We start from the raw sequence: 26,633 nt of genomic DNA, 5'->3' as shown, positions 1-26,633 counted from the left end.
GCCGAAACGACGCTTGGGGGCGTTCACCGGCGCACTCCGGCGTAGGCGCGGATGCGCTCCGTCAGCGCGGCGAGCTGCTCGCGGACGCGGACGGGAGCGGTGCCGCCGATGTTGTCGCGACTGCCCACCGACCCCTCGACGGTGAGCACGGAGCGGACCTCGGGAGTGAGGTGCGCGGACACGGCGCGGAAGTCGTCGTCCGTCAGCCCGTCGAGGTCGACGCCCTTCGCTTCGGCCGCGCGCACGCACGCGCCCGAGATCTCATGGGCGTCGCGGAACGGCACTCCGCGGGCGACGAGCCACTCGGCGATGTCGGTCGCCAAGGAGAACCCCTGCGGGGCGAGCTCGCGCATCCGAGCGGTGTCGAAGGTGAGCGTCGCCACCATGCCGGTGAAGGCGGGCAGCAGCACCTCGAGGGTCTCGATCGAGTCGAAGACCGGCTCCTTGTCCTCCTGAAGGTCACGGTTGTACGCGAGCGGCAGACCCTTGAGCGTCGCGAGCAGGCCGGTCAGGTTGCCAATGAGCCGGCCCGACTTGCCGCGCGCCAGCTCGGCGATGTCGGGGTTCTTCTTCTGCGGCATGATCGACGAGCCGGTCGAGTACCCGTCGTGCAGGCGCACGAAACCGAACTCGCGCGTGTTCCAGAGGATGATCTCCTCGGCGAACCGCGACAGGTCGACCCCGATCTGCGCCGCCACGAAGGCGAACTCGGCGACGACGTCCCGCGCCGCGGTGCCGTCGATCGAGTTCTCGACCACCCGGGCGAAGCCGAGCTCGGTCGCGACCGCCTTCGCGTCGAGTCCCAGCGTGCTGCCCGCGAGGGCGCCCGAACCGTAGGGCGAGGCGTCGGCCCGCGCCGCCCAGTCGGCCAGCCGATCGAGGTCGCGCACGAGCGGCCAGGCGTGGGCGAGCAGATGATGGGCGAGCAGCACGGGCTGCGCGTGCTGGAGATGGGTGCGGCCGGGGAGGATGGCGTCGAAGTGCGCGTCGGCCTGCGAGGCGATCGCGTCGACGAGGTCGACGAGCTGGCCGGTGAGGATCGCGGCGTGATCGCGCAGCAGCATGCGCACGAGGGTCGCGATCTGATCGTTGCGGCTGCGGCCCGCGCGGAGCTTGCCGCCGAGCTCGGCGCCGGCCCGATCGATGAGGCCGCGCTCGAGGGCCGAGTGCACGTCCTCGTCGCCCGGGTCGGGCCGGAACGTGCCGTCGGCCACGTCGGCGGCGAGCGTGTCGAGCGCCGCGAGCATCCCGTCGAGCTCGTGCGCGTCGAGCAGCCCCGCGCCGGCGAGCGCCCGCGCGTGCGCCCGGGAACCGGCGATGTCGTATTCGGCGAGCTGCCAGTCGAAGTGGGTCGATCTACTCAACCGCTCGAGCTCGGGCGACGGGCCTGAGGCGAAGCGTCCGCCCCAGAGCGCACCCGAGCGGGTCGCTGCCGCTCCGGGCTCGTCGGAGGCCTGGATCTCATCGGCCATTGTGCGGTCCTCCTTCGGCGGCGGCGGTACTGGTCGAGGCCATCACTGCTGGCGCAGCAGCCAGGTGAGCAGGGCCTTCTGGGCGTGCAGGCGGTTCTCCGCCTCGTCCCAGATGACGCTCTGCGGCCCGTCGATCACGGCGGCGTCGACCTCGTAGCCGCGGTCGGCGGGAAGGCAGTGCAGGAACAGGGCGTCGTCGGCGGCGTGCGTCATCAGCTCGGGCGTCACCTTGTAGTCCGACAGCGCGGTGATGCGCGCGGCCTTCTCGTCTTCGCGCCCCATCGAGACCCATGTGTCGGTGACGACGATGTCGGCGCCTCCGACCGCGGCGATCGGGTCGGCGAGCACCGCGACGGAGCCGCCGTTCTTCTCGGCCAGCGCCCACGCGTCGTCGACGACCTGCTGCGCGGGCTCGTAGTCGATCGGCGCGCCGATGCGGATGTTCATACCGGCAAGCGCGCAGGCCAGCAGGTAGGACTGCGCCATGTTGCTGCCGCCGTCGCCGAGGAACGCCACCGTCAGGCCCGCGAGCTCGCCGCGGTGCTCGCGGATGGTCAGCAGGTCGGCGAGCAGCTGGCAGGGGTGGAAGTCGTCGGAGAGGGCGTTGACGACGGGCACCGTGGTGCCGTCAGCCATTTCTTCGAGGCCGGCCTGCGCGTAGGTGCGCCAGACGATCGCCGAGACCATGCGCTCGAGCACCCGCGCCGTGTCGGCGGGGGTCTCCTTGCCGCCGAGCTGCGAGTTGGCGGTCGAGATGATGAGGGGGCTTCCGCCGAGGTCGGCGATCCCGACCGCGAACGAGACCCGGGTCCTCGTCGAGGACTTGTCGAAGATGACGGCCACGGTCTGGGGGCCGGCGAGCGGCTTCTCGCCCCAGCGGTCCTTCTTCATCGTCAGCGCGAGATCGAGGATCTCGCTCTGCTCGGCCTGGGTGAGGTCGTCGTCGCGGAGGAAGTGCCGGGTCATGAGGGAGGCTTTCGGATCGTGGCGGAAGTGGCGGCGGTGATCAGAGAGATGCGAGCGCGGCCCGGAAACGGGTCTCGAACTCGGCGATCTCGTCGTCGCCGATGGTGAGCGGCGGGACGATCCGCAGATTGTCGGGGTTCGGTGCGTTGATGATGAGGCCCTGAGCGAGCGCTGCGGAGGCGACCTCGGCGGCGTTGCCGTCGGCGATGCCGACGCCGACCATGAGGCCCTTGCCGCGGACCGCGGTGATGGCCGGGGAGTCGACGTCCTCGATGATGGCGCGCACTTGGCGGCCGCGCACCCGCGCGTTGTCGATGAGCTGCGACTGCTCGATCTCCTCGAGAACCGCGTTGGCGACCGCCGTCGCGAACGGGTTGCCGCCGAAGGTGCTGCCGTGGTCGCCGCGCTTCAGCAGTTCGCTCGCGCGGCCGAAGGTGACGAGCGCACCGATCGGGATGCCGCCCGCGATGCCCTTCGCGATCGCGACCGCGTCGGGGACGATGCCCTCGTGCTGGTAGGCGAACCACTTGCCGGTGCGGCCGACCCCGGTCTGGATCTCGTCGATGATGAGCAGCGCGTCGTGCTTGGCGGTGAGCTCGCGGGCGCGGGCGAGATAGCCCTCGGGCAGCGGCAGCACCCCGGCCTCGCCCTTGATGGGTTCGAGCACGAGCGCCGAGACGGTCTCGTCGATCGCCGCCTCGAGCGCCTCGATGGTGGAGTCGATGTGCTCGACGCCGGGGACCATGGGCCCGAAGTGCTCCTGCAGCGCCGGCTTGCCCGTGAGGGCGAGGGCCCCCATCGTGCGTCCGTGGAACGCGTTCTTGAGGCTGAGGATTCTGTTCTTGCCCGGTCCGCCGTTGCGGCGGGCGAGCTTGAACGCGGCCTCGATGGCCTCGGCGCCCGAGTTGCCGAAGTAGGCGCGCCCCTCGTCGCCGGCGCCGGTGATGCGGCGCAGCCGCTCGGCGAGCTCGATCTGCGGAGGTGTTGCGAAGTAGTTGGAGACGTGCACGAGCGTCGCCGCCTGCCGCGCCGCGGCTTCGACGATGACCGGGTGGGCGTGGCCGAGCGAGTTGACGGCGATACCGGCGAGGAAGTCGAGGTATCGGTTGCCCTCGATGTCCCAGACCCACGACCCCTGGCCCCGCTCGAGCACCAGCAGAGGGGTGCCGAGGGTGCGCATCAGAGCCGAGCCGTGACGGGCGGTGAGCTCCGCGGCCGACGACCCGGTCGGCGATGAACCGGTCACCGACGATGCCGACGGGTGGGGTGACTCCTGTTGCGCGGCGCTCATGCCACGACCTCCGTTCCGATTCCGCTGCCCGTGAAGATCTCGAGCAGGATCGAGTGCGGGATGCGCCCGTCGATGACCGCGGCCTTCTCGACCCCGCCCTCGACCGCGGCGAGGCACGCGGTCATCTTGGGGATCATCCCCGAGTCGAGCCCGGGCAGCAGCGCCGCGAGCTCGGCCGCGGTGATCTGGGAGACCAACGAGTCCGTGTTCGGCCAGTCGCTGTAGAGACCGGCCACATTGGTGAGGATGACGAGCTTCGCGGCACCGAGAGCGACAGCGAGCGACGCGGCCGCCGAATCGGCGTTGACGTTGAGGCTCTGACCCGAGGCATCGATGTCCGGCGCGATCGACGAGACGACGGGGATGCGTCCGGCGTCGAGCTGAGCGAGCACCGCCGCCGGGTCGACGGCGATGACGTCGCCGACCTGTCCGAGGTCGACCTCGACCCCGTCGACCATCGCGGTGCGACGGCGACCCGAGAACAGGCCCGCGTCCTCGCCGGAGACGGCCGCGGCGAGCGGTCCGTGCTCGTTGATGAGGCCGACGATGTCGCGGCTCACCTGTCCGGTGAGCACCATGCGCACGACCTCCATGACCGCGGGGGTCGTGACCCGGTAGCCGCCGCGGAACTCGCTCTCGATGCCGAGCCGATCGAGCATCGCGGAGATCTGGGGGCCGCCGCCGTGCACGACGACCGGCCTGATGCCGGCGTAGCGCAGGTAGACGATGTCTTCGGCGAAGGCGCGGAGGGTGTCCTCGTCGCCCATGGCGTTGCCGCCGTACTTCACGACGATGATCTGCCCGGCGAAGCGCTGCAGCCAGGGCAGCGACTCGATGAGGGTCGCGGCCTTCACCGCGGCCTCGTCACGGGTGGTCGTCTGGACGGGCAGCGCGGCGGCGCGGGGGCTCCCGGCGTCCGTCGGAGCGGCGTCGGTGGACGAGGTGTCGGTCATCGGTTCAGCTCGAGTACGCGCTGTTCTCATGCACGTAGTCGTGCGTGAGGTCGTTGGTGTACATGGTCGCCTCGGCATCGCCGGTGCGCAGGTCGATGAGCACGTGGGTGGCGCGGCCGGTCAGGTCGACGTCTTCGCGCGGCCGGTCGGGGCCGCCGCCGCTGCAGACCCGCACTCCGTTCATGCTGACGTCGACGTCGTACGGGTCGAACGCGGCATCGGTGGTGCCGATCGCGGCGAGCACGCGGCCCCAGTTGGGGTCGTTGCCGAAGATCGCCGCCTTGAAGAGGTTGTTGCGCGCGACGGCACGGCCGACCGTGACGGCGTCGTCCTCGCTCGCGGCACCGATCACCTGGATGTCGATGTCGTGGCTCGCCCCCTCGGCGTCGCCCTGCAGCTGCTTCGCCAGGTCGGCGCAGAGGGCGATCAGCGCGGTGGTGAAGGCGGACTCGTCGGCGTCGACGCCGGAGGCGCCGCTCGCGAGCAGCGTCACGGTGTCATTCGTCGACATCGCGCCGTCGGAGTCGAGCCGGTCGAAGCTGACCCGGGTCGCGGCGCGGAGCGCCCGATCGAGCTGCGGGGAGTCGAGCACGGCGTCGGTCGTGAGCACGACCAGCATGGTGGCGAGTCCGGGGGCGAGCATGCCTGCGCCCTTCGCCATGCCGCCGATGCTCCATCCGTCGCCGTGGACGACGGCGGTCTTCGAGTGGGTGTCGGTGGTGAGGATCGCGTTCGCCGCGTCGTCGCCGCCCTCGGCGGACAGGGCGGGCGCGGCGAGAGCGATGCCCTTCAGCACGCCCGCGCGGAACTCCTCTCCCCCGACGCCGATGAGGCCGGTGGAGCAGACGAGGACGTCACCGGCGCTGACGCCGAGCTCGGCTGCGACGGCTTCGGCGCTCTGATGGGTGGTCTGGAAGCCGAACGCGCCGGTGAAGCAGTTCGCGCCGCCCGCGTTGAGGACGACGGCCGCGGCCGTGCCGTCGGCGATGACCTGCTGGCTCCAGATCACCGGATTCGCCTTGGACCGGTTGCTGGTGAAGACGGCGGCAGCGTGGTTCAGGGGACCTCGGTTGACGACGAGGGCGACGTCGGGGCCGTCGCCCGACCGCAAGCCGGCCGCGACGCCCGCCGCCTCGAAACCTGCGGGGACGGTCACGCTCACGGAGCCACTCCGTTCGTTGCGAGTCCGGCGCGCTCGGGGAGTCCGAGCGCGATGTTCGCGGACTGGATGGCGGCACCGGCGGTGCCCTTGACGAGGTTGTCGACGGCGGCGAGCACGACGACCCGGCCGGCCGCTTCGTCGACGGCGAGTCCGAGAAGCGCGGTGTTGGCGCCCAGCACGTCGGCGGTGCGTGGGAAGTGGCCCTCGGGCAGCAGCTCGACGAAGGGCTCGCCCGCGTAGGCCGCCTCCCACGCGGCCCTGACCTCTGCGGCGGTGACGCCAGGGGCGAGGACCGCGGTCGAGGTGGCGAGGATGCCGCGTGACATCGGCACGATCACAGGAGTGAAGGAGATCGTCGGCTCGGCTGCGCCCGCCCACCGCAGTGCCTGCTGGATCTCGGGGATGTGGCGGTGGGTGCCGCCGACCGCGTACGGGTTCGCGCTGCCGAGGATCTCGGCGGCGAGGAGGTTGGTCTTCAGCGCCTTGCCCGCGCCGGAGGGCCCGACGGCGAGCACCGAGACGATGTCGGTGGGAAGGATCACACCGGCGGCGATACCGGGCGCGAGCGAGAGGGCGACGGTGCTCGCGTTGCAGCCGGGGGCCGCGATGCGCCGTGCGCCCACGAGCAGCTCGCGCTGCTTCCGGGCGCCGCCGATCGGCAGTTCGGGGACGCCGTACGCCCATGCGCCGAAGAAGTCGCCGCCGTAGAAGGCCGCCCAGTCGGCCTCGGACGCGAGCCGGTGGTCGGCGCCGCAGTCGACGACGAGCGCCTCGTCGCCGAGCTGCTCCGTGATGGCGCCCGATGCGCCGTGCGGGAGGGCGAGGAACACGACGTCGTGGCCGGCGAGGGTCTCGGGCGTCGTGTCGACGAGGTCGAGCGATGCGAGCGAGCGCAGGTGGGGCTGCACGGCGCCGAGCTTCTGCCCGGCGTTCGAATGGGCCGTGACGGTGCGGATCTCGAACTCCGGGTGACCCGCGAGCAACCGCAGGAGCTCACCGCCCGCGTAGCCGGATGCTCCGGCTACGGCAACGGACAAAGGCATGGATTCAACCTTAGCGACAGGGATGGACGTGGCCTGAAACGGCGACGCCCGCTGACGATCCGGCTGACCGGTCGAGGAAGGACGTCGCCTAGCTTCGGCGCGCGCGTCGGCGGTCGCGACGACGCGCGATCTCGATCCGACGGACACCCATAGCCCGCAACCCTAGCGCACTCCCAGCAACTGCCCGTACCAGCCCCGGGTACACGGATCAGGAGAATGTGCGCGGATCAGGAGATGCGGCCCGAAATCGGGCGACTCGCACACGGATCAGGACCGATCCGGCCGATCGTCCTGATCCGTGCACGAACTCCTGATCCGTGTACCTCCAGTGGCGGAGGGCCGGGCTACTCGCGGAGCGCGGCGCCCGTGCGCTCCGCGGCCACGGCGACGCCCGCGAGCTTCGCCTCGGTCGCCTCCGCCGCGGTCAGGGTGCGGTCGGGAGCGCGGAAACGCAGCGCGAAGGTCAGCGACTTGGTGCCCGGCTCGAGACCGGTGCCGCGGTAGTCGTCGACCAGCGCGATCCGCTCGAGGAGCGATCCCGCTCCCTCTGCCACCGCCGCGAGCACGTCGCCCGCCGGCACCGACGCGTCGACCACCAACGACAGGTCCTGCGTCGCCGCCGGTACGCCCGCGATGAGCGCCGCGTGCGCGTCGGGGTCGGCGAGGCGGATGAGCAGGTCGAGGTCGACCTCGGTGACGGCGACGACGGCGCCGAGGTCAGCCTCCTGCGCGATGGACGGCAGCAGCTCTCCGGCGAAGCCGACGGAGACGACGCCCTCGTCGGTGTCGACGACGAGTTCGGCGGTGCGGCCCGGGTGGAAGGCCTGGTGCGAACCCTGCACGATCCGGAGGGGCACGCGCACGGCCGCGGCGATCTGCTGGGCGCCGGTGATCGCGTCGCGCCAGTCGTAGGCGACGGCGTCCTGACCCGGCTGCTTCGCGACCTTCTCCCCGGTGCGCAGCACCGCCGCGTGGCGCGGCTGCGGCGGGAGGCTCGCGTTCAGGTCCACGAGCGTCTCGGTGCTCGGCAGCGCGGCGATCGGCGGCACGTAGTCGGTGCCGTACGTGACACCGGGTTCGGGCCGGAACACCTGGCCGACTTCGAAGAGATCGAGGTCGACCTGCCCGCGCGAACGGTTGCGCTTGGCCACCTCGAGGAGCCCGGGCAGCAGCGATGTGCGCAGGTAGGGCGCCGACGCGTCGAGTGCGTTGGCGAGCTTCACCGCGGCGACGTCTCCCGCGATCGGGGCGCCGAAGAGATCGTTCTGCTCCTTGGCGAGGAACGGGAAGGGCAGCACCTCGACTCCCCCGGCCGCCGCCAGCGCGCGAGCCACCGCGCGCCGGAGCTTCTGGCTGCGGGTGAGTCCGCGCCCGGGAGGCGCTACCGGGAGGATCGATGGGATGCGGTCGTAGCCCGCGAGCCGCGCCACCTCTTCGGCGAGGGTCGCCTTGTCGGTGAGGTCGGGTCGCCAGCTCGGAGGGGTGACGAGCAGCCCGGTGGCGACCGCCTGCACCTGCGCTCCCAGCGCGGTGAGCGCCGCGAGCACCTCGGAGGGCGCGTAGTCGACGCCGATGAGCGCGGCGACGTAGCCCTCGGGCAGTTCGATCGGGGTGCGCTCGACCGCGGTGGTGTGGGTCGAGCCGAGATTGTCGACGGTTCCGCCGGCGAGATCGACGAGCAGCTGGACCACGCGCGCGGCGGCGGCCTCGGCGACAGCGGGGTCGACGCCGCGCTCGAAGCGCTTGGACGCCTCGCTCGGCAGCTTGTGCCGGCGGGCGGTGCGGGCGATCGAGACGGGATCGAAGTTCGCGGCCTCGATGAGCACGTCGCGAGTGGACGCGCCCACCTCGGTGCTCGCGCCGCCCATCACGCCGGCGAGCCCGATGGGGCCCGATCCGTCGGTGATCAGCAGGTCCTCGGGGTCGAGGGTGCGGGTCTGGTCGTCGAGCGTGACGAGGGTCTCGCCCTTCGCGGCCCGACGCACGGTGATGCCGTCGGTGAGCTTCTCGAGGTCGTAGGCGTGGATCGGCTGGCCGAGCTCGAACATCACGTAGTTGGTGACGTCGACCGGCAGCGAGATGGAGCGGACCCCGGCGAGGCGGAGGCGCGCGACCATCCACGGCGGGGTCGGACGCGTGGCGTCGATGCCGCGCACCACGCGGGTGACGAAGGCGCTGGCGCCGATGTTGCCGCGGATCGGCGCCTGGTCGTCGATCGTGACGCTGAAGCCGCCGGCGGGGATCGGGGCGGGCAGCGCCGCGGGGTCGCGGAAGACCGCGCCGGTCGAGTGCGAGTATTCGCGCGCGATGCCGCGGATGGAGAACGCGTAGCCGCGGTCGGGCGTCACGTTGACTTCGACGGCGGTGTCGTCGAGTCCGAGCAGCGCGATCGCGTCGGTGCCCGGCTCGGGGTCGAGACCCAGGGTCACGAGACGCAGGATGCCGTCGTGGTCGTCGCCGAGCCCCAATTCCTTGGTCGAGGCGATCATGCCGTCGGAGACGTGGCCGTAGGTCTTGCGGGCGGCGATCGGGAACGGACCCGGCAGGACCGAGCCCGGCAGGGTCACCACGACCTTGTCGCCGACCTCGAAGTTGGACGCGCCGCAGACGATGCCGCGCACGTCGGCGCCGCCGTCGGCCGCGGTCTCACCGTCGGGGGCGACCCGCACCCGGCACCACCGGATCGTCTTGCCGTTGCTCTGCGGCTCGGGCGTGAATTCGAGCACCTCGCCGACGACGACCGGACCGGTCACGTCGAAGCCGTGCTCGTCCTCCTCCTCGAGGCCGACCTTGACGAGGGCGGCGTGCACGTCGGCGATCGTCGTGCCCTCCGGGAGGTCGACGTACTCGGCCAACCAGCTGAGTGGGATGCGCATTGTTAGAGGACCTGCCCGAACTGCTCGCTGAAACGGATGTCGCCTTCGGCCATGTCGCGCATGTCGTTCAGGCCGTTGCGGAATTGAAGGGTGCGTTCGATGCCCATGCCGAACGCGAAGCCCTGGTACTCGTCGGGGTCGATGCCCGCGGCGCGCAGCACGTTCGAGTTGACCATGCCGCAGCCGCCCCATTCGACCCAGCGCGGCCCGCCCTTGGCGCCCGGCTGCCACACGTCCATCTCGGCGGAGGGCTCGGTGAAGGGGAAGTAGTTGGGGCGCAGGCGGATGCGCGCCTCGTCGCCGAACATGATGCGGGCGAAGTGCTCGAGGGTGCCGCGCAGGTGCCCCATGGTGAGGCCCTTGTCGATCGCGAGTCCTTCGAATTGCGAGAAGACGGGCAGGTGCGTGGCATCGAACTCGTCGGTGCGGTAGACCCGGCCGGGGCAGAGCACGTAGACGGGCAGGTCGCGCTCGAGCAGCGAGCGCACCTGCACCGGCGAGGTGTGGGTGCGCAGCACGAGGTGCCGCTCAGGCGGGTCGATGAAGAAGGTGTCCTGCATCGCGCGGGCGGGGTGGTCCTCGTCGAAGTTGAGGGCGTCGAAGTTGAACCACTCGTGCTCGAGTTCGGGGCCCTCCGCGATCTCCCATCCCATGCCGACGAAGATGTCGCTGACCTCCTCCTGCAGCAGGGTGAGGGGGTGTCGCGCACCCGAGCGCCAGGTGCTCGAGGCCGCCGTGACGTCGACGGTCTCGGCCGCGAGGCGAGCAGCGGTCTCAGCCGCCTCGAGCTCGCCCTCGCGCGAGGCGAACGCGCCGTTGACCCGCCCTCGGGCCTGGCCGACGAGCTTGCCGGCGGCGGCCTTCTGATCGGAGGGGACCTCGCGCATCTTCGCGTTCAGCTTGGCGAGCGCGGAGGCCTCGCCGGCGTGCGCGGAGCGGGCGGCCTTGAGTTCTGCGAGCGAGGTGGCGGCTGCGGCGGCGGCGAGCGCCGCGTCGACCGCGTCGCCGACCGCGGACTCGGTGATCGGGGAGGCTTCTGACACGGTTGGCAAGTCTACCGACGAGCGTGGGCTGTGAATCGGGCGGAGGATCGGCGCCGTGGAGCCGGAACCGGGCGGAGCCTCAGGTGGCGTGGGTCAGGATCGTCGGACTCCGCGCCCGCGGCCGAAGGAAGGCACCATGCTCCGTCTGATCCGTTTCCTGCCGTTTCTCATCCCGGTCGCGCGGCAGGTGCTGCGCAACAAGAAGGTGAGGGAGACGCTCCGCCTGAAGCCTCTGCCGGAGGAGCGGCGCCGCGGCCGTCGCCGCTAGCCGCGGCTCAGACGGCTACCGAGCGGACGGCGGTCAGATCGACGGCGCCTGCAAGGACTGGTCCGTGTTCGCGGTCACCGGGTCCTCCCTGTAGCCGCGCCGCTTCGCGAGGCGGCGGGCGATCGCCGACACCGTGAGGTTGACGGCGAGGTACATGGCGCCGACGACGACGAAGATCGAGAAGGAGTACTGCGAGGCTCCGAAGAATTCGGCGGTGAGGCGACCGCGACGGATCAGCTCGATGACGCCGCCGAGCACGTACGCGAGCGAGGTGTCCTTCAGCAGCACGACCAGCTGAGCGACGATGATCGGCAGCATGTTGCGGAAGGCCTGCGGGAACTCGATCGCGAGCCGGGTCTGCAGGCTGCCGAGGCCGATCGCGAGACCGGACTCGCGCTGACCGCGCGGTAGTGCGACGAGTCCGGAACGCAGCGCTTCGCCGATGATCGCACCGTTGTAGAGGCTCAGCGCGATGATGACCGCGATCTCCTGATCGAGGCCGAGCACCGCCCAGAAGAACACCATCATGAGCAGCACGGGCAGACCGCGCAGGAACTCGAGCACGATCGTGGTGGGAATGCGGATGGCGGAGTGGTCCGCCATGCGTAGCAGCGAGATGACCATGCCGAGCAGGATGGCGAGCACCGACGAGATGAGCGCGAGCCGCAGCGTCGTGCCGAGCGCGCCGAGCAGGTCGAGCCACACCAGCGGGTCGTTGAAGATGTCCCACCGTTCGTAGTCGAACAGCCCCTGGCCGCCGAGGGTGAGCAGGACGTAGCCGACGGCGACGATGAGGATCGCGCCGATCACGGTCGAGATGACCCGCGAAGTCCGTCTCGTCCGCGGGCCGGGGGCGTCGTACAGGACCGAGCTCATCGGGTGACCACCAGACGCTTCTCGAGCCGGTCGGCCAGTTGACCGAGCGGGATGGTGATGAGGAGGTAGCAGAACGCGATGCCGAGGAACAGCATCGCGAGGTCCGCGGGGTTGTTGCGGATCAGGCGGGTGAGCACGCTGACGAGCGTGAAGACGAAGAACCCGGTCGCCACCGAGGTGTTCTTGGTGAGCGCGATGGTCACGTTGATCAGCGGCGGGATGACGCTGCGGATGGCCTGAGGCAGAATTACGAGCGACACCGTCTGGCCGAACCCGAGGCCGATGCTGCGCGCCGCCTCCGCCTGCCCGACGGGCACCGAGTTGATGCCCGACCGGATGGCCTCGGCGAAGAACGGCGCCGTGTAGAGGGTGAGGGCGAGGATCGCGGAGGGGATGAAGTCGATCGTCACGCCGAGACGCGGCATCACGAAGACCATGAAGAAGAAGACGAGGGTGAGCGGGGTGTTGCGCAGCCACTCGGTGTAGACCGTCGCGGCGACGCGCAGGCTGCCGAACGGGCTGATGCGCATCGCGGCGACCACGATGCCGAGCGGCAGCGCGAACAGCAGCGTTCCGCCGAGCATCAACAGCGTGTTGCCGAAGCCCTGCCAGAACAGGTCGAGGTTGCCGAAAACGGCGCCCATCGTCTCTCCTCGTCGGTGGGCGCGGCGCCCCTGAGGCTCAGGGGCGCCGCGCGGATCCGGTGGTGTGGTGGATCAGTACCGGTCGACCGTCGGCGGGTCCGGGACGGGCAGCACCTGGCCTGCGGTCTGCTCGAACAGGCGGGCCCACGTGCCGTCCTCGAAGGCCTCCTCGAGGACATCGTTGACGAAGTCGCGGAACGCCTGGTCGTCCTTCTTGAGACCGATGCCGTAGGGCTCCTCGGTGAAGGTCTCACCGTCGCCGGCGAGCTTGAACTCGGGCTCGTTCTGGGCGACGAAGCCCGAGAGGATCACGTTGTCGGTCGTGACCGCGACGACCTGGCCGTTGCGCAGCGGGTCGAGGCAGTTGCTGTAGACATCGGTCGCGAACAGCTGGGCGCCGTAGTTGTCGACGATGTTCGCCGCCGGGGTCGAGCCCTCGACGGAGCAGGTCGGCTGGCCTTCGAGGTCGTCGGGGCCGGTGATGTCGTCGTTATCCGAGAGCACCATGATGGCCTGGCCGGCGACGAAGTACGGTCCCGCGAAGTCGATCAGCTCCTTGCGCTTGTCGTTGATCGTGTAGGTCGCCACCACGAGCGACGCGTCGCCGTTCTGGATCGCGGTCTCACGGATGTTCGACGGGGTCTCGGTCCACTCGATCGAGTCGAACGGGATGCCGAGCTTCGAGGCGACGAGCGCGCCGATGGCGACGTCGAAGCCTTCGGGGATGTCACCCGGGCCGAGCAGGCCGAACAGCGGCTGGTCGAACTTGGTACCGATCGTGATGGTGCCCGCATCGGCGAGGGTCGCCATGGTGGTACCCGCTTCGAACTCGGGGTTCTCCGCGATCTCGAGCCCGTACGGGCCGTCACCTCCGCTCTCCTCCGGCGCCGCGGAGCCGCCGCTGCCGGCGCTCCCCGGTGCGCCGCAGGCCGTCAGTGCGACGACCGTCAACGCCGCGGCTGCTGCGGCCGCGATTCGCGTGATCTTCATCGTGTGTCCCATCTCTCGTGCAATGTGCGGTGGGGTCTTCCTCATGCCTCGTGGGCAGATCAGTGAGTCAGGATCTTGGAGAGGAAGTCTTTGGCGCGCCCCGTTTTCGGAGCGTCGAAGAATTCGGACGGCGCGGCGTCCTCGAGGATCTGCCCGTCGGCCATGAACAGCACCCGATCGGCGACCTTGCGGGCGAAGCCCATCTCGTGGGTCACGACGATCATGGTCATGCCGTCGCGGGCGAGACCCGTGATGACGTCGAGGACCTCGTTGATCATCTCGGGGTCGAGCGCCGAAGTCGGCTCGTCGAACAGCATCAGCTTCGGCTGCATCGCGAGGGCGCGGGCGATCGCGACGCGCTGCTGCTGCCCGCCTGAGAGCTGCGCGGGCAGCTTCTTCGCCTGGTTGGCGACGCCGACCCGTTCGAGGAGGACCATCGCCTCCTTCTCGGCCTCGGCCTTGCCGAGCCGGCGCACCTTCATGGGCCCGAGGGTGACGTTCTCGAGCACCGTCTTGTGGGCGAAGAGGTTGAACGACTGGAACACCATGCCGACGTCGGCGCGCAGCTTCGCGAGCTCACGTCCTTCGGCGGGCAACGGCTTGCCGTCGATGGTGATCGAACCGGCGTCGATCGTCTCGAGTCGATTGATGGTGCGGCAGAAGGTCGACTTGCCGGAGCCGCTCGGACCGATCACGACGACGACCTCGCCGCGGGCGACGGTGGTCGTGATGTCCTTCAGGACGTGCAGTTTTCCGAAGTGCTTGTCGACGCCCTCGACGACGACGAGGGGCTCGCCGGACTTCGTCGTCGGGGTGGTCGCGCCGCTTTCCTTGGACGTGGCCATGGTTCGACCCTAGGTTGAGTGTCCCCAAGTCGCCAGTTGAGGCCCGAATCGTAACCGTGCCGAAACACCTGGCTACGCTGTCCCGTCGTGAGCCTTGACGAGGAGAACATCGCCCCCGGCCTTTACCAGCACTACAAGGGCGGCCGCTACGAGGTGCTGCACAACGCCCGGCACAGCGAGACCGAGGAGCAGCTCGTGGTCTACCGCGCGCTCTACGGCGCGGGCGGCGTCTGGGTCCGCCCCACGGCGATGTTCGCCGAGACGGTCGAGATCGACGGGGTACCGGTCCCCCGCTTCCGCCGGGTCGACTGAGCTCAGCCGCGCTGCGCGAACGCGCTCTGGTAGAGGCAGACCGACGCGGCGGTCGCGAGGTTCATCGACTCGGCCTTGCCGTAGTTCGGCACGGCGACGACCCCGTCGACCTTGGCGAGGTCGCCGTCTTCGAGCCCTCGGGCCTCGTTGCCGAAGATCCACGCGGTCGGCCGGCGCAGCGACCCGTCGACCGACAGGGCACGGAGGTCGTCGCCTTTGACATCGGCGGCGAGGGTCTGAAGGCCGGCGGCGCGGGCACGGCCGAGCACGTCGCCGAGGTCGGCACCGACCGCGACGGGCAGGTGGAAGAGCGACCCGGTCGTGGCGCGCACGACTTTCGGGTTGTAGAGGTCGACGGCTCGGCCGCTCAGCACGACGGCGTCGGCACCGGCGGCGTCCGCGGCCCGGATGATGGTGCCGAGGTTGCCGGGGTCGCGTACCTCTTCGAGCACGGCGACGAGCTGCGGGGAGCCGCCGAAGATGTCGCGGATCGAGGTCGGGAACTGGCGGCACACGGCGACGAAGCCCTGCGGGGTGACCGTGTCGGCCATCGCGTCGAGCACCGGCTCGCTGACGTACTCGATCTCGATGTCTGCGTTCCGCGCCGCCTCGGCGACGTCGGGGTAGCGTTCGAGCGCCGTGGGAGTCGCGAACAGCTCGACGAGCAGTTCGGGGCGCCATGCGAGCGCCTCGCCGACCGCTTGCGGACCTTCGAGCAGGAAGGCGCCGGTCTCGGAGCGGGTGTTCTTCGACGCGAGCCTCGCGACGGTCTTCACGCGCGCGGCGCGGGGGTTCTCGAGCACGGCGTCGAGCCTACGTGAAACGACGAACTGCCCACTTCGCCCCGTTCTTCCCTTGCGGGACGGGGTGAAGTGGGCAGTTCGGTGGAGCGGAAGCCTCAGGCGGCGGTCTTCGGCGCCGACGTGTCGGCGGGAAGGGCGGCCTTGGCGGTCGCGACGAGGCCGGCGAAGGTCGCGGGCTCGTTCACGGCGAGTTCGGCGAGGATGCGACGGTCGACCTCGACACCCGCGAGGCCGAGGCCCTGGATGAAGCGGTTGTAGGTCATGCCCTCGGCACGGGCCGCGGCGTTGATGCGCTGGATCCACAGGCGGCGGAAGTCGCCCTTGCGTGCACGACGGTCGCGGTACGCGTAGACGAGGGAGTGGGTGACCTGCTCCTTCGCCTTGCGGTAGAGGCGCGAACGCTGGCCGCGGTAGCCCTCGGCGCGCTCGAGGATGACCCGACGCTTCTTGTGGGCGTTGACGGCCCTCTTGACTCTTGCCATTTAGGTTTCTTCCTTAACTCTCGTGGCGTCGGCTCAGTGGCCGAGGAGCTTCTTGGCGACCTTGGCGTCGGCCGGCGACAGGACCTGGTCCTGGTTGAGGCGACGGGTGCGGACGCTGGACTTGCCCTCGAGGTTGTGGCGCATGCCGGCCTGCTGCTTCATGAGCTTGCCGGAGCCGGTGAGCTTGAACCGCTTCTTCGCACCGGAGTGCGTCTTCTGCTTGGGCATTACTTCTCCTTGGGGGTCTCGGACTCCGCGGCGGCGGGTCCGGTGGTCTGGTCTGCAGCGGCCTCGTCGCCCTTCGGCGCCTCGGTCCTGCTGCTGTTGGCCTTCGCTCGCGCCTGGGCCTCGGCCTTGGCGTCCGCCTTGTTCTTGAGCGGCCCGATGATCATCACCATGTTGCGGCCGTCGATGGTCGGGGTCGACTCGACCGTGCCGAACTCGCTGACGTCCTCGGCGAAACGCTGCAGCAGACGCACGCCCTGCTCGGGGCGCGACTGCTCGCGTCCGCGGAAGAGGATCATCGCCTTGACCTTGTCGCCCGCCTTGAGGAAGCCCTCGGCGCGCTTGCGCTTGGTCTCGTAGTCGTGGTTGTCGATCTTCAGACGGAAACGCACCTCTTTGAGGATGGTGTTCGTCTGATTGCGACGGGCCTCTTTCGCCTTCTGCGCCGTCTCGTACTTGAACTTCCCGTAGTCCATGATCTTCGCGACCGGGGGCCGCGAGTTGGGTGCCACCTCGACGAGGTCGAGGTCCGCCTCACGTGCGAGACGGAGGGCGACGTCGATGGAGACGACACCGACCTGCTCACCGCTCGGTCCGACGAGTCGGACCTCGGGGACACGGATGCGGTCGTTGGTACGGGGATCGCTGATGCGCTGCTCCTTCACTCGTTTGAAACGTTCTCGAGGAAGTGGGGCGCATCTCCGACACGACCGGCGCGCCGGTCTCCCCCTGCTCGATCTCGAGCGGGGCCTCGCGGCCCGCGACGGGGTGTCTTCGACCCGGTAACCTGTTGAGGCGGTTATCGCGGGTGGGAGTCGAACTCCACTTTCCTGTGTCGCGGGGCGTGAGGCATCAGCCTTCGGCCGCGGACAACCCGACAATGTTAGCAGAGGCGGCGCCCGAATCCTACGGCGCGTCCTCGCGGAAGGATTTCCCGGTATGAGCGAGCACACCCATTCCTTTGGCGGAGCGCAGCCCTACGACGCGACGTACGAGGGCGACTACGTCCGCGACATCGGCGAAGTTCCCGCGGTCGAGGTGATCAACACGGTCGCCGTGCACCTGCTCTCGGCCGCCGCGGTGCAGTGCGGTCTCGGCATCGACGACGGCCCGGCGACCCCGCGCGTCGACCTCGATGAGGCCCGCAAGCTGATCGACGCCCTCGCGGGGCTCGTCACCGCGAGCGCCCCCTACCTCGGCGACCACCACGCGCGCGCCCTGCGCGACGGGCTCCGGTCGGTGCAGCTCGCGTTCCGCGAGGCGTCGCCGTACCCCGACCCGATCGGCAAGGGGCCCGGCGAGAAGTGGACCGGCCCGGTCAACTGACGGGCGACAGCACGTCGGCGCCTTCCGCCGCCGTCCGGACCGCGCGGACGGTCTGAGCGACCTCCTCCGTGCCGGTGCGCCACGAGCTCACCGAGAAGCGGATGACCGGCTGGCCGTGCCAGACGCTCGCCGACGGCATGATCGTGCCGTCTTCGATGATGCGCCCGAACACCTCCCCCGTCCGGTCGCCGAACGTGGCGCTGACCTGCGTGTAGACGACGTCGTTGAGCACCGTCGTGCCGGGGATCGCGGAGATCCCGTCGGCGATGCCCCGTGCCGCTTCGACGAGTCCGGCGACGAGGTTCCGCACCCCGTCGCGCCCCAGGTAGGCGAGCGCCGCCCAGACCGGCACGCCGCGGGCGCGCCGCGACATCTCGGGCACGAGTTCATGGGGATCGACGCGACTCGAGGTCAGCAGGTAGCTGGCGTGCGAGGACGTCGCCGCGAGCGCCGCCTTCGCGTCCGCGACGACGGAGATGCCGCAGTCGTACGGGGTGTTGAGCGTCTTGTGCGCGTCGGTCGCCCACGAGTCCGCTCCGGCGAGCCCCGCGGTCAGGTCGGCGAGGTCCGGCACGACCGCCGCCCACAGTCCGAACGCGCCGTCGACGTGCACCCACGCGCCGTGCCGGTGGGCGGCCTCGACCGCGCCGGCGAAGTCGTCGAACGCACCCGAATGGATGTTGCCCGCCTGCAGGCACACGATCGTCCCGCCGCGCGTCTCCGACGGCTCCGCGAGGCGAGACGCGAGATCGGCGACGTCGATCCTCCCTTGGTCGTCCACCCGCACCGTCTCGGCGCGTCCCAACCCGAGGTAGCGCAGCGCCAGATCGATGGACCCGTGCCGCTCCTCGCCGACCAGCACCCGCACCGGAGGGGCGCCGATGAGCCCCTGCGTCTCGACATCCCAGCCGAGACGGGAGAGCACCGCCCCGCGTGCGGCGGCGAGGCCGGTGAAGTTCGCCATGGTCGCGCCGGTGGTGAAGCCGACCGCTGAGTCCTCGGGCAGGCCGAGGAGGTCGAGCAGCCATCGCGCGGCGGTCTCTTCGACGCCGACGACGCCAGGGGTCGAGTCGCGCATCCCCGCGTTCTGATCCCAGGCGGTCACCAGCCAGTCGGCCCCGATCGCGACGGGCAGGGTCGCGCCCATCACCCAGCCGAAGAAGCGTCCCGATCCGCTCGCCATCAAGCCGGGCCGCACCGCCTCGTCGAGCGAGTCGATCACCTCCGGCGCGGGTCTGCCGCGCTCGCTCAGGTCGCCGAGCGAGGCGATCACCTCCTCCGGGGTGAGGCGCGAGGGCACCTCGCGCGTCGGTACGACGGAGAGCCAGTCGAGTGCGCGCTCGACCGCATCGTCGATGGCCGTGAGGTCGTTCTCTCGCCCGTTCACGCCGCCATGGTCGACCTCGAGACGGGTCCCGTCAAGGCCTGGCGTCGCCCGCGGAAGGCGGTCTCACTCCACCGAGACGGCGAGCGAATCGACCCGCGCGGCGATGACCGGATCCGCGGCCCAGCGCTGCCCCAGCCGCGCCAGCACCGCATCGAGCCCGGCGCGGTCGAGCCCGGGCGCGAGGGTGAGCCGCACGCGCAGCTCGGGGCTCTGCAAGCGGGCGTCCGGGTCCCCCGGCAGGAGTTCGACGGATTGCACGGCGTCCTCACCGAACCCGCTCGACGCGAACGCGCCGACGACGTCGGGATCGCTCCAGCATCCGCGCCATGCGGCTCCGGTCGCGAGCGACTCGAGCATGGAGCGGCGGAGCCCGAACTCGGTGTCGGAGACGGGGTCGAGGATGACGAGGTCGGTGCCCTCCGACGCGGCGGCCAGTGCGACGCGCTCGGCTTCGACCGGCACCGGACGTGCCTTCGGATTCCAGGCCGTCATCGCGCCGACCGACGAGAAGGCGGGAAGCACGCGGCGGCCGTCGCGGGTCGCGACCGTGACGATGGCGAGATCCGCGCTCTTGTCGACGAGCGCACCGTGCGGCCCGGGGGCCGCCTCACCCAGCATCGCGAGCATGGGCACCAGCAGTCGCGTGCCTCGGAGGGCGTCGATGACCTCGGCCTCGCGCACCTCGTGCGACCGGAAGCGCCGGATCGCCTCGATGAGCCGTTCGGGCGCCGACCCGTCGTCATCCGCGAACGGCGTGGTTTCGAAGTGTCGCCCCGCCCACGGCTGCCCGGCCGAGTCGGCGGATCGGTCGCCGGCGCTCACCCGCGGCTCAGCGTCCTGCGACGTCGAGGGCCTCGGCGAGGGTGAAGTTGCCGGCGTAGAGCGCCTTACCGACGATGGCGCCTTCGAGCCCCTGGGGAACGAGTTCGCGCAGCGCCGCGATGTCGTCGAGGGTGGACACGCCGCCCGATGCGATGACGGGACGCTCGGTGCGGTCCATGACCTGCTGCAGCAGCTCGAGATTCGGACCGCGCAAGGTGCCGTCCTTGGTCACGTCGGTGACCACGTATCGTGCGCAGCCGGCGTCTTCGAGACGGTCGAGCACCGCCCAGAGGTCGCCGCCCTCCTTCGTCCATCCGCGCGCCGCGAGGGTGGTGCCGCGCACGTCGAGCCCGACCGCGACCGCCTCGCCGTACTGCGCGATCACGTTCGCCGCCCATTCCGGGTTCTCGAGCGCCGCGGTGCCGAGATTGATGCGCTTCGCGCCGGACTCGAGGGCCTGCTCGAGGGAGGCGTCGTCGCGGATGCCGCCCGACAGCTCGACGTTCACACCCCGTGCGGCACGGATGACGCGCTTGAGGGCGGCGCCGTTGCTGCCGCGGCCGAAGGCGGCGTCGAGGTCGACGAGGTGGATCCACTCCGCGCCCTGCCGCACCCAGTCGGCGGCCGCATCGGTCGGGTCGCCGTAGCTCGTCTCGGAGCCGGCCTCGCCCTGCACGAGTCGCACGGCCTTGCCGTCGGCGATGTCGACCGCGGGAAGCAGGGTGAGCTTCGGGGTCTTCATGAACTCGCTCATGCTCGGATGGTTCCTTCTTCTCGGGTGGCGGGCGTCGCGTCTCCCGGGCTGCGGGACGATCGACGGGGCAAAACGCCAACGAGCATATCCTTCACCCGCGAGGCGCTTCGCGCGTCAGAGCGAGCGGATCCAGTTGGAGAGCAGCCGGATGCCGGCGGCGCCCGACTTCTCGGGGTGGAACTGGGTCGCGGAGAGCGGCCCGTTCTCGACGGCGGCGACGAACGGCTCGCCGTGGGTCGCCCAGGTCACCGACGGCTCCCGATGGGGCTTCTGCACGTCGAGGCTCCACTCTCGGGCGCCGTAGGAGTGCACGAAGTAGAAGCGCTCGTCGCGGATGCCGTCGAAGAGAACCGTCTCGTCGGGGACGTCGACGGTGTTCCAGCCGATGTGCGGGAGCACCGGGGCGCGCAGCTGGTCGACCGTGCCCGGCCATTCGCCGAGTCCGTCGACTCCCTCGCCGCGCTCGACCCCGCGTTCGAACATGACCTGCATGCCGACGCAGATGCCGAGGACCGGTCGCCCTCCTGCGAGGCGACGGTCGATCAGTTCCGCACCGCGTGCGGCGTCGAGAGCCGCCATCACGGCAGCGAAGGCACCGACGCCCGGAACGAGGAGGCCGTCGGCGCCCTGGATGCGGGCGCGGTCGGCGGTCAGTTCGACGTCGGCTCCCGCCAGCTCGAGGGCCTTGACCGCCGAGTGGACGTTGCCGCTGCCGTAATCGAGCACCGCGACCGTGGGTCGCGTCACAGCGCACCCTTCGTGGACGGCACGCCCTGCACGCGCGGGTCGAGTTCCTTCGCGACGCGGAATGCGCGCGCGAACGCCTTGAATTCGGCCTCGGCGATGTGATGCGGGTCGCGTCCCCGCAGCACGTCGAGGTGCACCGTCAGGCCGGCGGCGAAGACGAGCGCTTCGAAGAAGTGCCGCACCATCGAGCCCGTGAAGTGGCCACCGATGAGGTGGAACTCGAAGCCGGACGGCTCGCCGTCGTGGACGAGGAACGGGCGCCCCGAGATGTCGACGACCGCACGGGCGAGCGCCTCATCGAGCGGCACGGTGGCGTCACCGAACCGGGCGATGCCCACCTTGTCTCCGAGCGCCTGACGGATCGCCGTTCCGAGCACGATTCCGGTGTCCTCGACCGTGTGGTGCACGTCGATCTCGATGTCCCCCGTCGCGCGGACGGTGAGGTCGGTGAGGGAATGCTTCGCGAAGGCGGTTAGCATGTGGTCGAAGAACGGCACCGAGGTGCTGATGTCGGCCGTACCGGTGCCGTCGAGGTCGAGCCGCAGGTCGATCGAGGACTCGCTGGTCGCGCGCTCGATGTGCGCGGTCCGCGAGCCGACGGGGAAGCCTTCTGAAGTCACGGGTCCCAGTCTACGAGCGGGCGCCGAGGGCGCCGTCAGCCCCAGAAAGGGCGGCGAGGAACGCGGTCGTCTCCGATTCGGTGCCGGCGCTCACCCGTAGCGTGTTCGGGATGCCGAGATCGCGGACGAGCACGTCGTGGTCGAGCAGGTGCTGCCAGGTCGCGTGCGGGTCGGCGACGCCGCCGAAGAGCACGAAGTTCGCCTCGCTCGGCCACGGCGAGTAGCCGAGCCCGGGCAGCTCGGCCATCAGCCGATCGCGCTGCACCTTGATCTCTTCCACCATGCCGAGCATCTCGTCGGCGTGGCCGAGTGCGGCGATCGCCGCCGCCTGCGTGAGCGCCGAGAGGTGGTACGGCAGGCGCACCAGCCGCAGGGCGTCGGCGACGGCGGGGTCCGACGCGAGGTAGCCGACGCGCGCCCCCGCGAAGGCGAACGCTTTGCTCATCGTGCGCGAGACCATGAGGCGCGGGCGGTCGGGCAGCAGGGTCAGTGCGCTCGGTGCGCCGCTCGGCATGAATTCGGCGTACGCCTCGTCGACGAAGACCATGCCGTCGAAGGCGTCGTAGGCGGCGGCGATCGTCTCGAGCGGCACCCCGGTGCCCGTGGGGTTGTTCGGAGCGCAGAGGAAGACGATGTCGGGGCGGGTGCGGTCGATCTCGGCCACGACGGTCTCGGGTGAGATGCGGAAGCCTTCGTCGCGGCGGCCCTCGACCCATTCGGTGCCCGTGGCGCCCGCGAGGATGGAGTGCATCGAGTAGGTGGGCGGGAAGCCCAGCACGCTGCGCCCGGGACCGCCGAAGGCCTGCAGCACCTGCTGAGTGACTTCGTTGGAACCGTTGGCCGCCCAGATGTTCGCGGCGGAGAGCCCATGGCCGAGGTACCCGGCGAGCCGTTCGCGGAGGACGGTGAACTCGCGATCGGGGTACCGGTGGATGGTGAGGATCGCCTCGGCGACCTGGCGGACGATGTCGTGCGCGACGTCCTCGGGGACGCCGTGGCTGTTCTCGTTGACGTTGAGCGCGACCTTCACCGTGCGCTGCGGTGCGCCGTAGGGTTCACGGCCGCGGAGATCGTCGCGGATGGGGAGGTCGTCGAGCGAAGTCACCCGATCGAGTCTAGGAGCCCGCTCCCGAGCTGCCCGCCCCATGACCAGTGCGGTGCGCGCCAGTCGATGCAGGTGCCAGTCGGTGTGGGCGTCAGTCGGTGTACGTGGCGGGGATCGCGAGCGACTGGCCGGCGGCGACGGCCGACGAGTCGAGCCCGTTGAACCGCTCGATGTCGGCGATGACGTCGCGGGGGTCGGAAGCCGGAGCGACGCGCTCGGCGACGGACCAGAGCGACTCCCCCGCCTCGACGGTGACGTACGCGAACTGCTGCGTCGAGCTCTCGTTCGACGCGACGGCGGGTGCGGACGACATCGCGATCGCGGTGATGACCGCGACTGTGGGAAGGGTGAGAAGCGCGCCGAGAACGACCCGTCCACGGCGGGTGATGCGCAGGTGGGGACGAGCCGGGGCGGCCAGGTGACCGACGGTGATGGTGCTCATGAGTCTCAACCTTTCGTTCCGGAACGAAGCTGTGTTCCGAATGTATCTTCGAATGTCGAACACGTCAACCAGTGAGGCGAAGGCCTGATTCTCGCGAGTCATTCGAAGACAAGCTCGAACAGGCGTTGCTCCCGATCCGCCCGGGCGGATACAGTTTCGATGTTCGGGTACATCGAAACAGCAGCCTCCGACATCGCCTCCGCGGGTGGGTCGGGGCTCGGGGGGAATGGGAGACGTCATGACGGTGGAGCGCACGGGAACGCGCCGGAGGAAGAGCCTCAGCGAGAAGCAGATGGCGATCCTCGAAACGATCCAGCAGTCCGTGTCGACGCGCGGCTACCCGCCGAGCATGCGCGAGATCGGCGACGCCGTCGGCCTCTCCTCGCTCTCGAGCGTCACCCATCAGCTGGGTCAGCTCGAGCTGTCGGGCTACCTGCGCCGCGACCCCAATCGGCCGCGTGCACTCGAGGTGCTCATCGACCTGCCCTCCAGCTCGTCCCACACCGGTGAGACGGCGACGCCCGTCGGCGATGCGGCGATGGTGCCGCTCGTCGGTCGGATCGCGGCCGGCATCCCCATCACCGCCGAGCAGCAGGTCGAAGAGGTGTTCCCCCTCCCCCGCCAGCTCGTCGGAAAGGGCGAGCTGTTCATGCTGAAGGTCGTCGGCGAGTCGATGATCGATGCCGCCATCTGCGACGGCGACTGGGTGGTCGTCCGCTCGCAGAGCACCGCCGAGAACGGCGACATCGTCGCGGCGATGCTCGACGAGGAGGCGACCGTCAAGGTCTTCAAGCAGCGCGACGGCCACACCTGGCTGCTGCCGCGCAACTCGGCGTTCGAGCCGATCCTCGGCGACGAGGCCCAGGTGCTGGGCGTCGTTACCGCGGTGCTCCGCTCCGTCTGAGCCGCGCTCGAGGTGCCCGGTTCCGCGGGTGCTGAGGCGCTCGCACGCGCAGAACCGGGCACCTCGACGGCGCCGTCACCGCCGGCGGGCTCAGCGCAGGAACGGAGTGAGCGCCGCGAGTTCCTCTTCGCCCACGTTCGCGTGCAGATGGGTGCCGTCTTCGCGATAGTCGAGGCTCAGCACCTGGCCGCGCTCGTGGACCTGGGCGATCAGCTCGCCCCGGTCGAAGGGGACGACGGCGCGGACCTCGTGGCGCGGCTTCGGCAGCAGCGTCGCGATGCGCTCGAGCAGCTCGTCGATGCCCTCTCCGGTGCGCGCCGAGACGAAGATCGAGTCGGGCTCGAGCCCGCGCAGCACCAACCGGTCGTCCGGGGACGCCAGGTCGCTCTTGTTGAAGACGACCAGCTCGGGTATCTCTCGCGCACCCAGCTCGCCGACGACACCGCGGACGGTGCTGAGCTGCGCACCCGGATCCGGATGGGACGCGTCGACGACGTGCACGAGCACGTCGGCATCCGCCGTCTCCTCGAGTGTCGAACGGAACGCCTCCACCAGCTGATGCGGCAGGTTGCGCACGAAGCCGACCGTGTCGGCGAGGGTGAACGAGCGTCCGTCGGAGGTCTCGTAGCGGCGCACCGTCGCGTCGAGCGTGGCGAACAGTGCGTTCTCGACCAGCACACCGGCCCGTGTGATGCGGTTCAGCAGACTCGACTTGCCCGCGTTCGTGTATCCGACGATCGCGACGGACGGGACCTCGTTGCGGCGACGGTTGGCGCGCTTCGCGTCGCGGGCCGGCTTCATCGCGGCGATCTGCTTGCGCAGCTTCGCCATGCGGGAGTGGATGCGACGACGATCGAGCTCGATCTTCGTCTCACCGGGTCCGCGCGAGCCCATACCCGCGCCACCGCTCACCTGGCCACCGGCCTGGCGGGACATCGACTCACCCCAACCGCGCAGTCGCGGGAGCAGGTACTCGAGTTGGGCGAGTTCGACCTGCGCCTTGCCTTCGCGACTCTTGGCGTGCTGGCTGAAGATGTCGAGGATCACCGCGGTGCGGTCGATCACCTTCACCTTGACGACGTCCTCGAGGGCGCGTCGCTGACTGGGCGCCAGTTCGGTGTCGGCGATGACGGTGTCGGCGCCGAGTGCGGCGACGGTGTCGCGGAGTTCCTCGGCCTTGCCGCGACCGAAGTAGGTGCTGGGGTCGGGGTGCGGCCTACGCTGCAGCAGGCCGTCGAGCACCGAGGCGCCCGCGGTCTCGGCCAACGCCGCGAGCTCACGCAGCGAGTTCTCCGCGTCGGCGGCGTTGCCCTGCGAGTACACGCCGATCAGCACGACGCGCTCGAGGCGCAGCTGTCGGTACTCGACCTCGGTGACGTCTTCGAGTTCGGTCGAGAGTCCGGAGACGCGACGAAGCGCCTGCCGCTCTTCGAGGTCGAACTGCTCGCCGTCGTGGTCGACGCGCGGGGTCGACACGATGCCGGTCCGTGCGGGGAACAGCGCGTAGTCCGCCGAGCGGCGCTCGGCGGCACCGAGCACGCGCGCGACGACGTCCTCGTCGGCTGTCGGTGTCTCGGGTCGTTCGATCATGGGCTGTAACACTATCTCCTGGTTTCCGCTAAGTTGCCTCTATGTTCCGGTCGGCAGGTGCCCTCCAATGACGGGGGACCACTACTTCTCGGTCGATCCCGCGAGCGAGCTCCGTCCACGCCGGATCACCGTGTCCCTCGCCGGCCGTGATGTCGAGGTGACGACGGCGGCGGGCATCTTCAGCCCCGATCACATCGACTGGGGCACCCGCGTTCTGCTGTCGCACGTTCCGCCGCCTCCTCCGGGCGGCGACCTCCTCGATCTCGGCTGCGGCTGGGGTCCGATCGCGCTGAGCCTCGGACTTGAATCTCCTCACGCGACGGTCTGGGCCGTCGACGTCAACGAACGCGCGCTCGAACTCACCCGCCGCAACGCGGCCGATCTCGGGCTCACCAATGTCAACGCCAGCCTGGCCGCGGATGTTCCCGACGACGTCTCGTTCCGCACCATCTGGTCGAACCCGCCCATCCGGGTGGGCAAGAGCGAGCTGCACGGCATTCTCGAGACCTGGCTGCCCCGTCTGGCGCCGGGCGGGGACGCCTGGCTCGTGGTGCAGAAGAACCTCGGGTCGGACTCGCTGCAGCGCTGGCTCGAGTCCACGCTGCCGCCCGACTACACGACGACGCGCTCGGCGACGAACCGGGGCTTCAGGGTGCTGCGGGTGCGGCGCCGTCTCGGCTGAGCC

At 70.2% G+C, this 26,633-nt stretch carries 29 protein-coding genes; 5 read left to right on the top strand and 24 right to left on the bottom strand.

The features are described 5' to 3' along the window. Window positions 1-23: 23 nt before the first annotated feature. The 8 genes from argH to pheS form a co-directional block, all read right to left on the bottom strand. Window positions 24-1,472: an argininosuccinate lyase gene (gene argH, locus NGH83_RS05135; protein ID WP_251857993.1), complete on the bottom strand. Its 1,449-nt coding sequence runs from the start codon at window positions 1,470-1,472 to the stop codon at window positions 24-26. 42 nt (window positions 1,473-1,514) lie between these two features. After that, window positions 1,515-2,438, bottom strand: a complete 924-nt coding sequence (argF, locus tag NGH83_RS05130) for an ornithine carbamoyltransferase (protein ID WP_251857992.1) — start codon at window positions 2,436-2,438, stop codon at window positions 1,515-1,517. Window positions 2,439-2,478: 40 nt separating this feature from the next. Further along, a complete protein-coding gene (locus NGH83_RS05125) occupies window positions 2,479-3,729 on the bottom strand; it encodes an acetylornithine transaminase (RefSeq protein WP_256470122.1) in 1,251 nt (416 codons plus the stop codon). Continuing rightward, window positions 3,726-4,682, bottom strand: coding sequence for an acetylglutamate kinase (argB, locus tag NGH83_RS05120; protein ID WP_251857991.1), 957 nt, complete (start codon window positions 4,680-4,682; stop codon window positions 3,726-3,728). Before argB ends, NGH83_RS05125 begins: the two co-directional genes overlap by 4 nt. 4 nt (window positions 4,683-4,686) lie before the next feature. Beyond that, entirely contained in the window at window positions 4,687-5,844 is a 1,158-nt protein-coding gene (argJ, locus tag NGH83_RS05115) for a bifunctional glutamate N-acetyltransferase/amino-acid acetyltransferase ArgJ (protein ID WP_251857990.1), read from the bottom strand. After that, on the bottom strand, window positions 5,841-6,887 hold the full coding sequence (gene argC, locus NGH83_RS05110) for an N-acetyl-gamma-glutamyl-phosphate reductase (protein WP_251857989.1): 1,047 nt from the start codon (window positions 6,885-6,887) through the stop codon (window positions 5,841-5,843). The genes argJ and argC overlap by 4 nt, the downstream gene beginning before the upstream one ends. Before the next feature lie 344 nt (window positions 6,888-7,231). Next, on the bottom strand, window positions 7,232-9,763 hold the full coding sequence (gene pheT / locus NGH83_RS05105) for a phenylalanine--tRNA ligase subunit beta (protein WP_251857988.1): 2,532 nt from the start codon (window positions 9,761-9,763) through the stop codon (window positions 7,232-7,234). 2 nt (window positions 9,764-9,765) lie between these two features. Beyond that, entirely contained in the window at window positions 9,766-10,806 is a 1,041-nt protein-coding gene (gene pheS, locus NGH83_RS05100) for a phenylalanine--tRNA ligase subunit alpha (protein ID WP_251857987.1), read from the bottom strand. Between the two features lie 136 nt (window positions 10,807-10,942). Here pheS and NGH83_RS15260 point away from each other — a divergent pair, with 136 nt between their 5' ends. Further along, on the top strand, window positions 10,943-11,074 hold the full coding sequence (locus NGH83_RS15260) for a hypothetical protein (protein ID WP_256470121.1): 132 nt from the start codon (window positions 10,943-10,945) through the stop codon (window positions 11,072-11,074). A 33-nt stretch (window positions 11,075-11,107) separates the two neighbouring features. Here the strand turns inward: NGH83_RS15260 and NGH83_RS05095 are convergent, their stop codons facing one another. The 4 genes from NGH83_RS05095 to NGH83_RS05080 form a co-directional block, all read right to left on the bottom strand. After that, window positions 11,108-11,950, bottom strand: a complete 843-nt coding sequence (locus NGH83_RS05095; RefSeq protein WP_251857986.1) for an amino acid ABC transporter permease — start codon at window positions 11,948-11,950, stop codon at window positions 11,108-11,110. Then, a complete protein-coding gene (locus NGH83_RS05090; protein WP_251857985.1) occupies window positions 11,947-12,594 on the bottom strand; it encodes an amino acid ABC transporter permease in 648 nt (215 codons plus the stop codon). Before NGH83_RS05090 ends, NGH83_RS05095 begins: the two co-directional genes overlap by 4 nt. A gap of 72 nt (window positions 12,595-12,666) precedes the next feature. After that, window positions 12,667-13,584, bottom strand: coding sequence for a glutamate ABC transporter substrate-binding protein (locus NGH83_RS05085; RefSeq protein WP_251857984.1), 918 nt, complete (start codon window positions 13,582-13,584; stop codon window positions 12,667-12,669). Between the two features lie 59 nt (window positions 13,585-13,643). Next, entirely contained in the window at window positions 13,644-14,429 is a 786-nt protein-coding gene (locus NGH83_RS05080; RefSeq protein WP_251857983.1) for an amino acid ABC transporter ATP-binding protein, read from the bottom strand. Window positions 14,430-14,516: 87 nt separating this feature from the next. Here NGH83_RS05080 and NGH83_RS05075 point away from each other — a divergent pair, with 87 nt between their 5' ends. Then, entirely contained in the window at window positions 14,517-14,741 is a 225-nt protein-coding gene (locus tag NGH83_RS05075; protein ID WP_251857982.1) for a DUF1653 domain-containing protein, read from the top strand. Window positions 14,742-14,743: 2 nt separating this feature from the next. On the opposite strand, the gene NGH83_RS05070 is transcribed toward NGH83_RS05075, so the two are convergent. The 4 genes from NGH83_RS05070 to infC form a co-directional block, all read right to left on the bottom strand. Beyond that, window positions 14,744-15,544, bottom strand: a complete 801-nt coding sequence (locus tag NGH83_RS05070) for an RNA methyltransferase (protein ID WP_251857981.1) — start codon at window positions 15,542-15,544, stop codon at window positions 14,744-14,746. 95 nt (window positions 15,545-15,639) lie between these two features. Further along, on the bottom strand, window positions 15,640-16,026 hold the full coding sequence (gene rplT / locus NGH83_RS05065) for a 50S ribosomal protein L20 (protein ID WP_251857980.1): 387 nt from the start codon (window positions 16,024-16,026) through the stop codon (window positions 15,640-15,642). 33 nt (window positions 16,027-16,059) lie between these two features. Beyond that, window positions 16,060-16,254, bottom strand: a complete 195-nt coding sequence (rpmI, locus tag NGH83_RS05060; RefSeq protein ID WP_251857979.1) for a 50S ribosomal protein L35 — start codon at window positions 16,252-16,254, stop codon at window positions 16,060-16,062. Beyond that, window positions 16,254-16,916 carry a translation initiation factor IF-3 gene (gene infC / locus NGH83_RS05055; RefSeq protein WP_251857978.1) on the bottom strand — a complete coding sequence of 221 codons (663 nt, stop codon included), beginning with the start codon at window positions 16,914-16,916 and terminating at the stop codon, window positions 16,254-16,256. The genes rpmI and infC overlap by 1 nt, the downstream gene beginning before the upstream one ends. A gap of 274 nt (window positions 16,917-17,190) precedes the next feature. Here infC and NGH83_RS05050 point away from each other — a divergent pair, with 274 nt between their 5' ends. Next, window positions 17,191-17,577 (top strand): DUF1844 domain-containing protein, encoded by a 387-nt coding sequence (locus NGH83_RS05050; protein WP_251857977.1) that lies wholly within the window; start codon window positions 17,191-17,193, stop codon window positions 17,575-17,577. On the opposite strand, the gene NGH83_RS05045 is transcribed toward NGH83_RS05050, so the two are convergent. The 7 genes from NGH83_RS05045 to NGH83_RS05015 all read right to left on the bottom strand — a co-directional run bounded on the left by NGH83_RS05045 (window position 17,570) and on the right by NGH83_RS05015 (window position 23,454). Next, the gene (locus NGH83_RS05045) at window positions 17,570-18,964 is read right to left on the bottom strand and encodes an aminotransferase class V-fold PLP-dependent enzyme (protein ID WP_251857976.1); all 1,395 of its coding nucleotides are present in this window, start codon (window positions 18,962-18,964) and stop codon (window positions 17,570-17,572) included. The two genes, NGH83_RS05050 and NGH83_RS05045, sit on opposite strands and share 8 nt — an antisense overlap. A 63-nt stretch (window positions 18,965-19,027) precedes the next feature. Further along, window positions 19,028-19,786 carry an SseB family protein gene (locus NGH83_RS05040; RefSeq protein WP_251857975.1) on the bottom strand — a complete coding sequence of 253 codons (759 nt, stop codon included), beginning with the start codon at window positions 19,784-19,786 and terminating at the stop codon, window positions 19,028-19,030. A gap of 7 nt (window positions 19,787-19,793) precedes the next feature. After that, window positions 19,794-20,540 (bottom strand): bifunctional 1-(5-phosphoribosyl)-5-((5-phosphoribosylamino)methylideneamino)imidazole-4-carboxamide isomerase/phosphoribosylanthranilate isomerase PriA, encoded by a 747-nt coding sequence (gene priA, locus NGH83_RS05035; protein WP_251857974.1) that lies wholly within the window; start codon window positions 20,538-20,540, stop codon window positions 19,794-19,796. 114 nt (window positions 20,541-20,654) lie between these two features. Continuing rightward, on the bottom strand, window positions 20,655-21,287 hold the full coding sequence (hisH, locus tag NGH83_RS05030; protein ID WP_251857973.1) for an imidazole glycerol phosphate synthase subunit HisH: 633 nt from the start codon (window positions 21,285-21,287) through the stop codon (window positions 20,655-20,657). After that, the gene (gene hisB, locus NGH83_RS05025; protein WP_251857972.1) at window positions 21,284-21,907 is read right to left on the bottom strand and encodes an imidazoleglycerol-phosphate dehydratase HisB; all 624 of its coding nucleotides are present in this window, start codon (window positions 21,905-21,907) and stop codon (window positions 21,284-21,286) included. The genes hisH and hisB overlap by 4 nt, the downstream gene beginning before the upstream one ends. A 10-nt stretch (window positions 21,908-21,917) precedes the next feature. Then, window positions 21,918-23,012, bottom strand: coding sequence for a histidinol-phosphate transaminase (locus NGH83_RS05020; RefSeq protein WP_251857971.1), 1,095 nt, complete (start codon window positions 23,010-23,012; stop codon window positions 21,918-21,920). 91 nt (window positions 23,013-23,103) lie between these two features. Further along, window positions 23,104-23,454 (bottom strand): LysM peptidoglycan-binding domain-containing protein, encoded by a 351-nt coding sequence (locus tag NGH83_RS05015; RefSeq protein WP_251857970.1) that lies wholly within the window; start codon window positions 23,452-23,454, stop codon window positions 23,104-23,106. A 238-nt stretch (window positions 23,455-23,692) separates the two neighbouring features. Between NGH83_RS05015 and lexA the strand changes: the two genes are divergently transcribed. Continuing rightward, window positions 23,693-24,358 carry a transcriptional repressor LexA gene (lexA, locus tag NGH83_RS05010; protein ID WP_251857969.1) on the top strand — a complete coding sequence of 222 codons (666 nt, stop codon included), beginning with the start codon at window positions 23,693-23,695 and terminating at the stop codon, window positions 24,356-24,358. A gap of 90 nt (window positions 24,359-24,448) precedes the next feature. Here lexA and hflX read toward each other — a convergent pair whose 3' ends face one another. After that, window positions 24,449-25,948 (bottom strand): GTPase HflX, encoded by a 1,500-nt coding sequence (hflX, locus tag NGH83_RS05005; protein WP_251857968.1) that lies wholly within the window; start codon window positions 25,946-25,948, stop codon window positions 24,449-24,451. Window positions 25,949-26,015: 67 nt separating this feature from the next. On the opposite strand from hflX, the gene NGH83_RS05000 reads away from it, so the two are divergent. After that, window positions 26,016-26,630, top strand: coding sequence for a class I SAM-dependent methyltransferase (locus tag NGH83_RS05000; protein WP_251857967.1), 615 nt, complete (start codon window positions 26,016-26,018; stop codon window positions 26,628-26,630). The last annotated feature ends 3 nt before the right edge of the window (window positions 26,631-26,633 follow it).

This window comes from Herbiconiux sp. L3-i23 (assembly GCF_023734115.1).
Lineage (GTDB): Bacteria > Actinomycetota > Actinomycetes > Actinomycetales > Microbacteriaceae > Naasia.
Note: the sequence above shows the minus strand (reverse complement) of the source record. Positions and strands in the feature narration are given on the sequence as shown.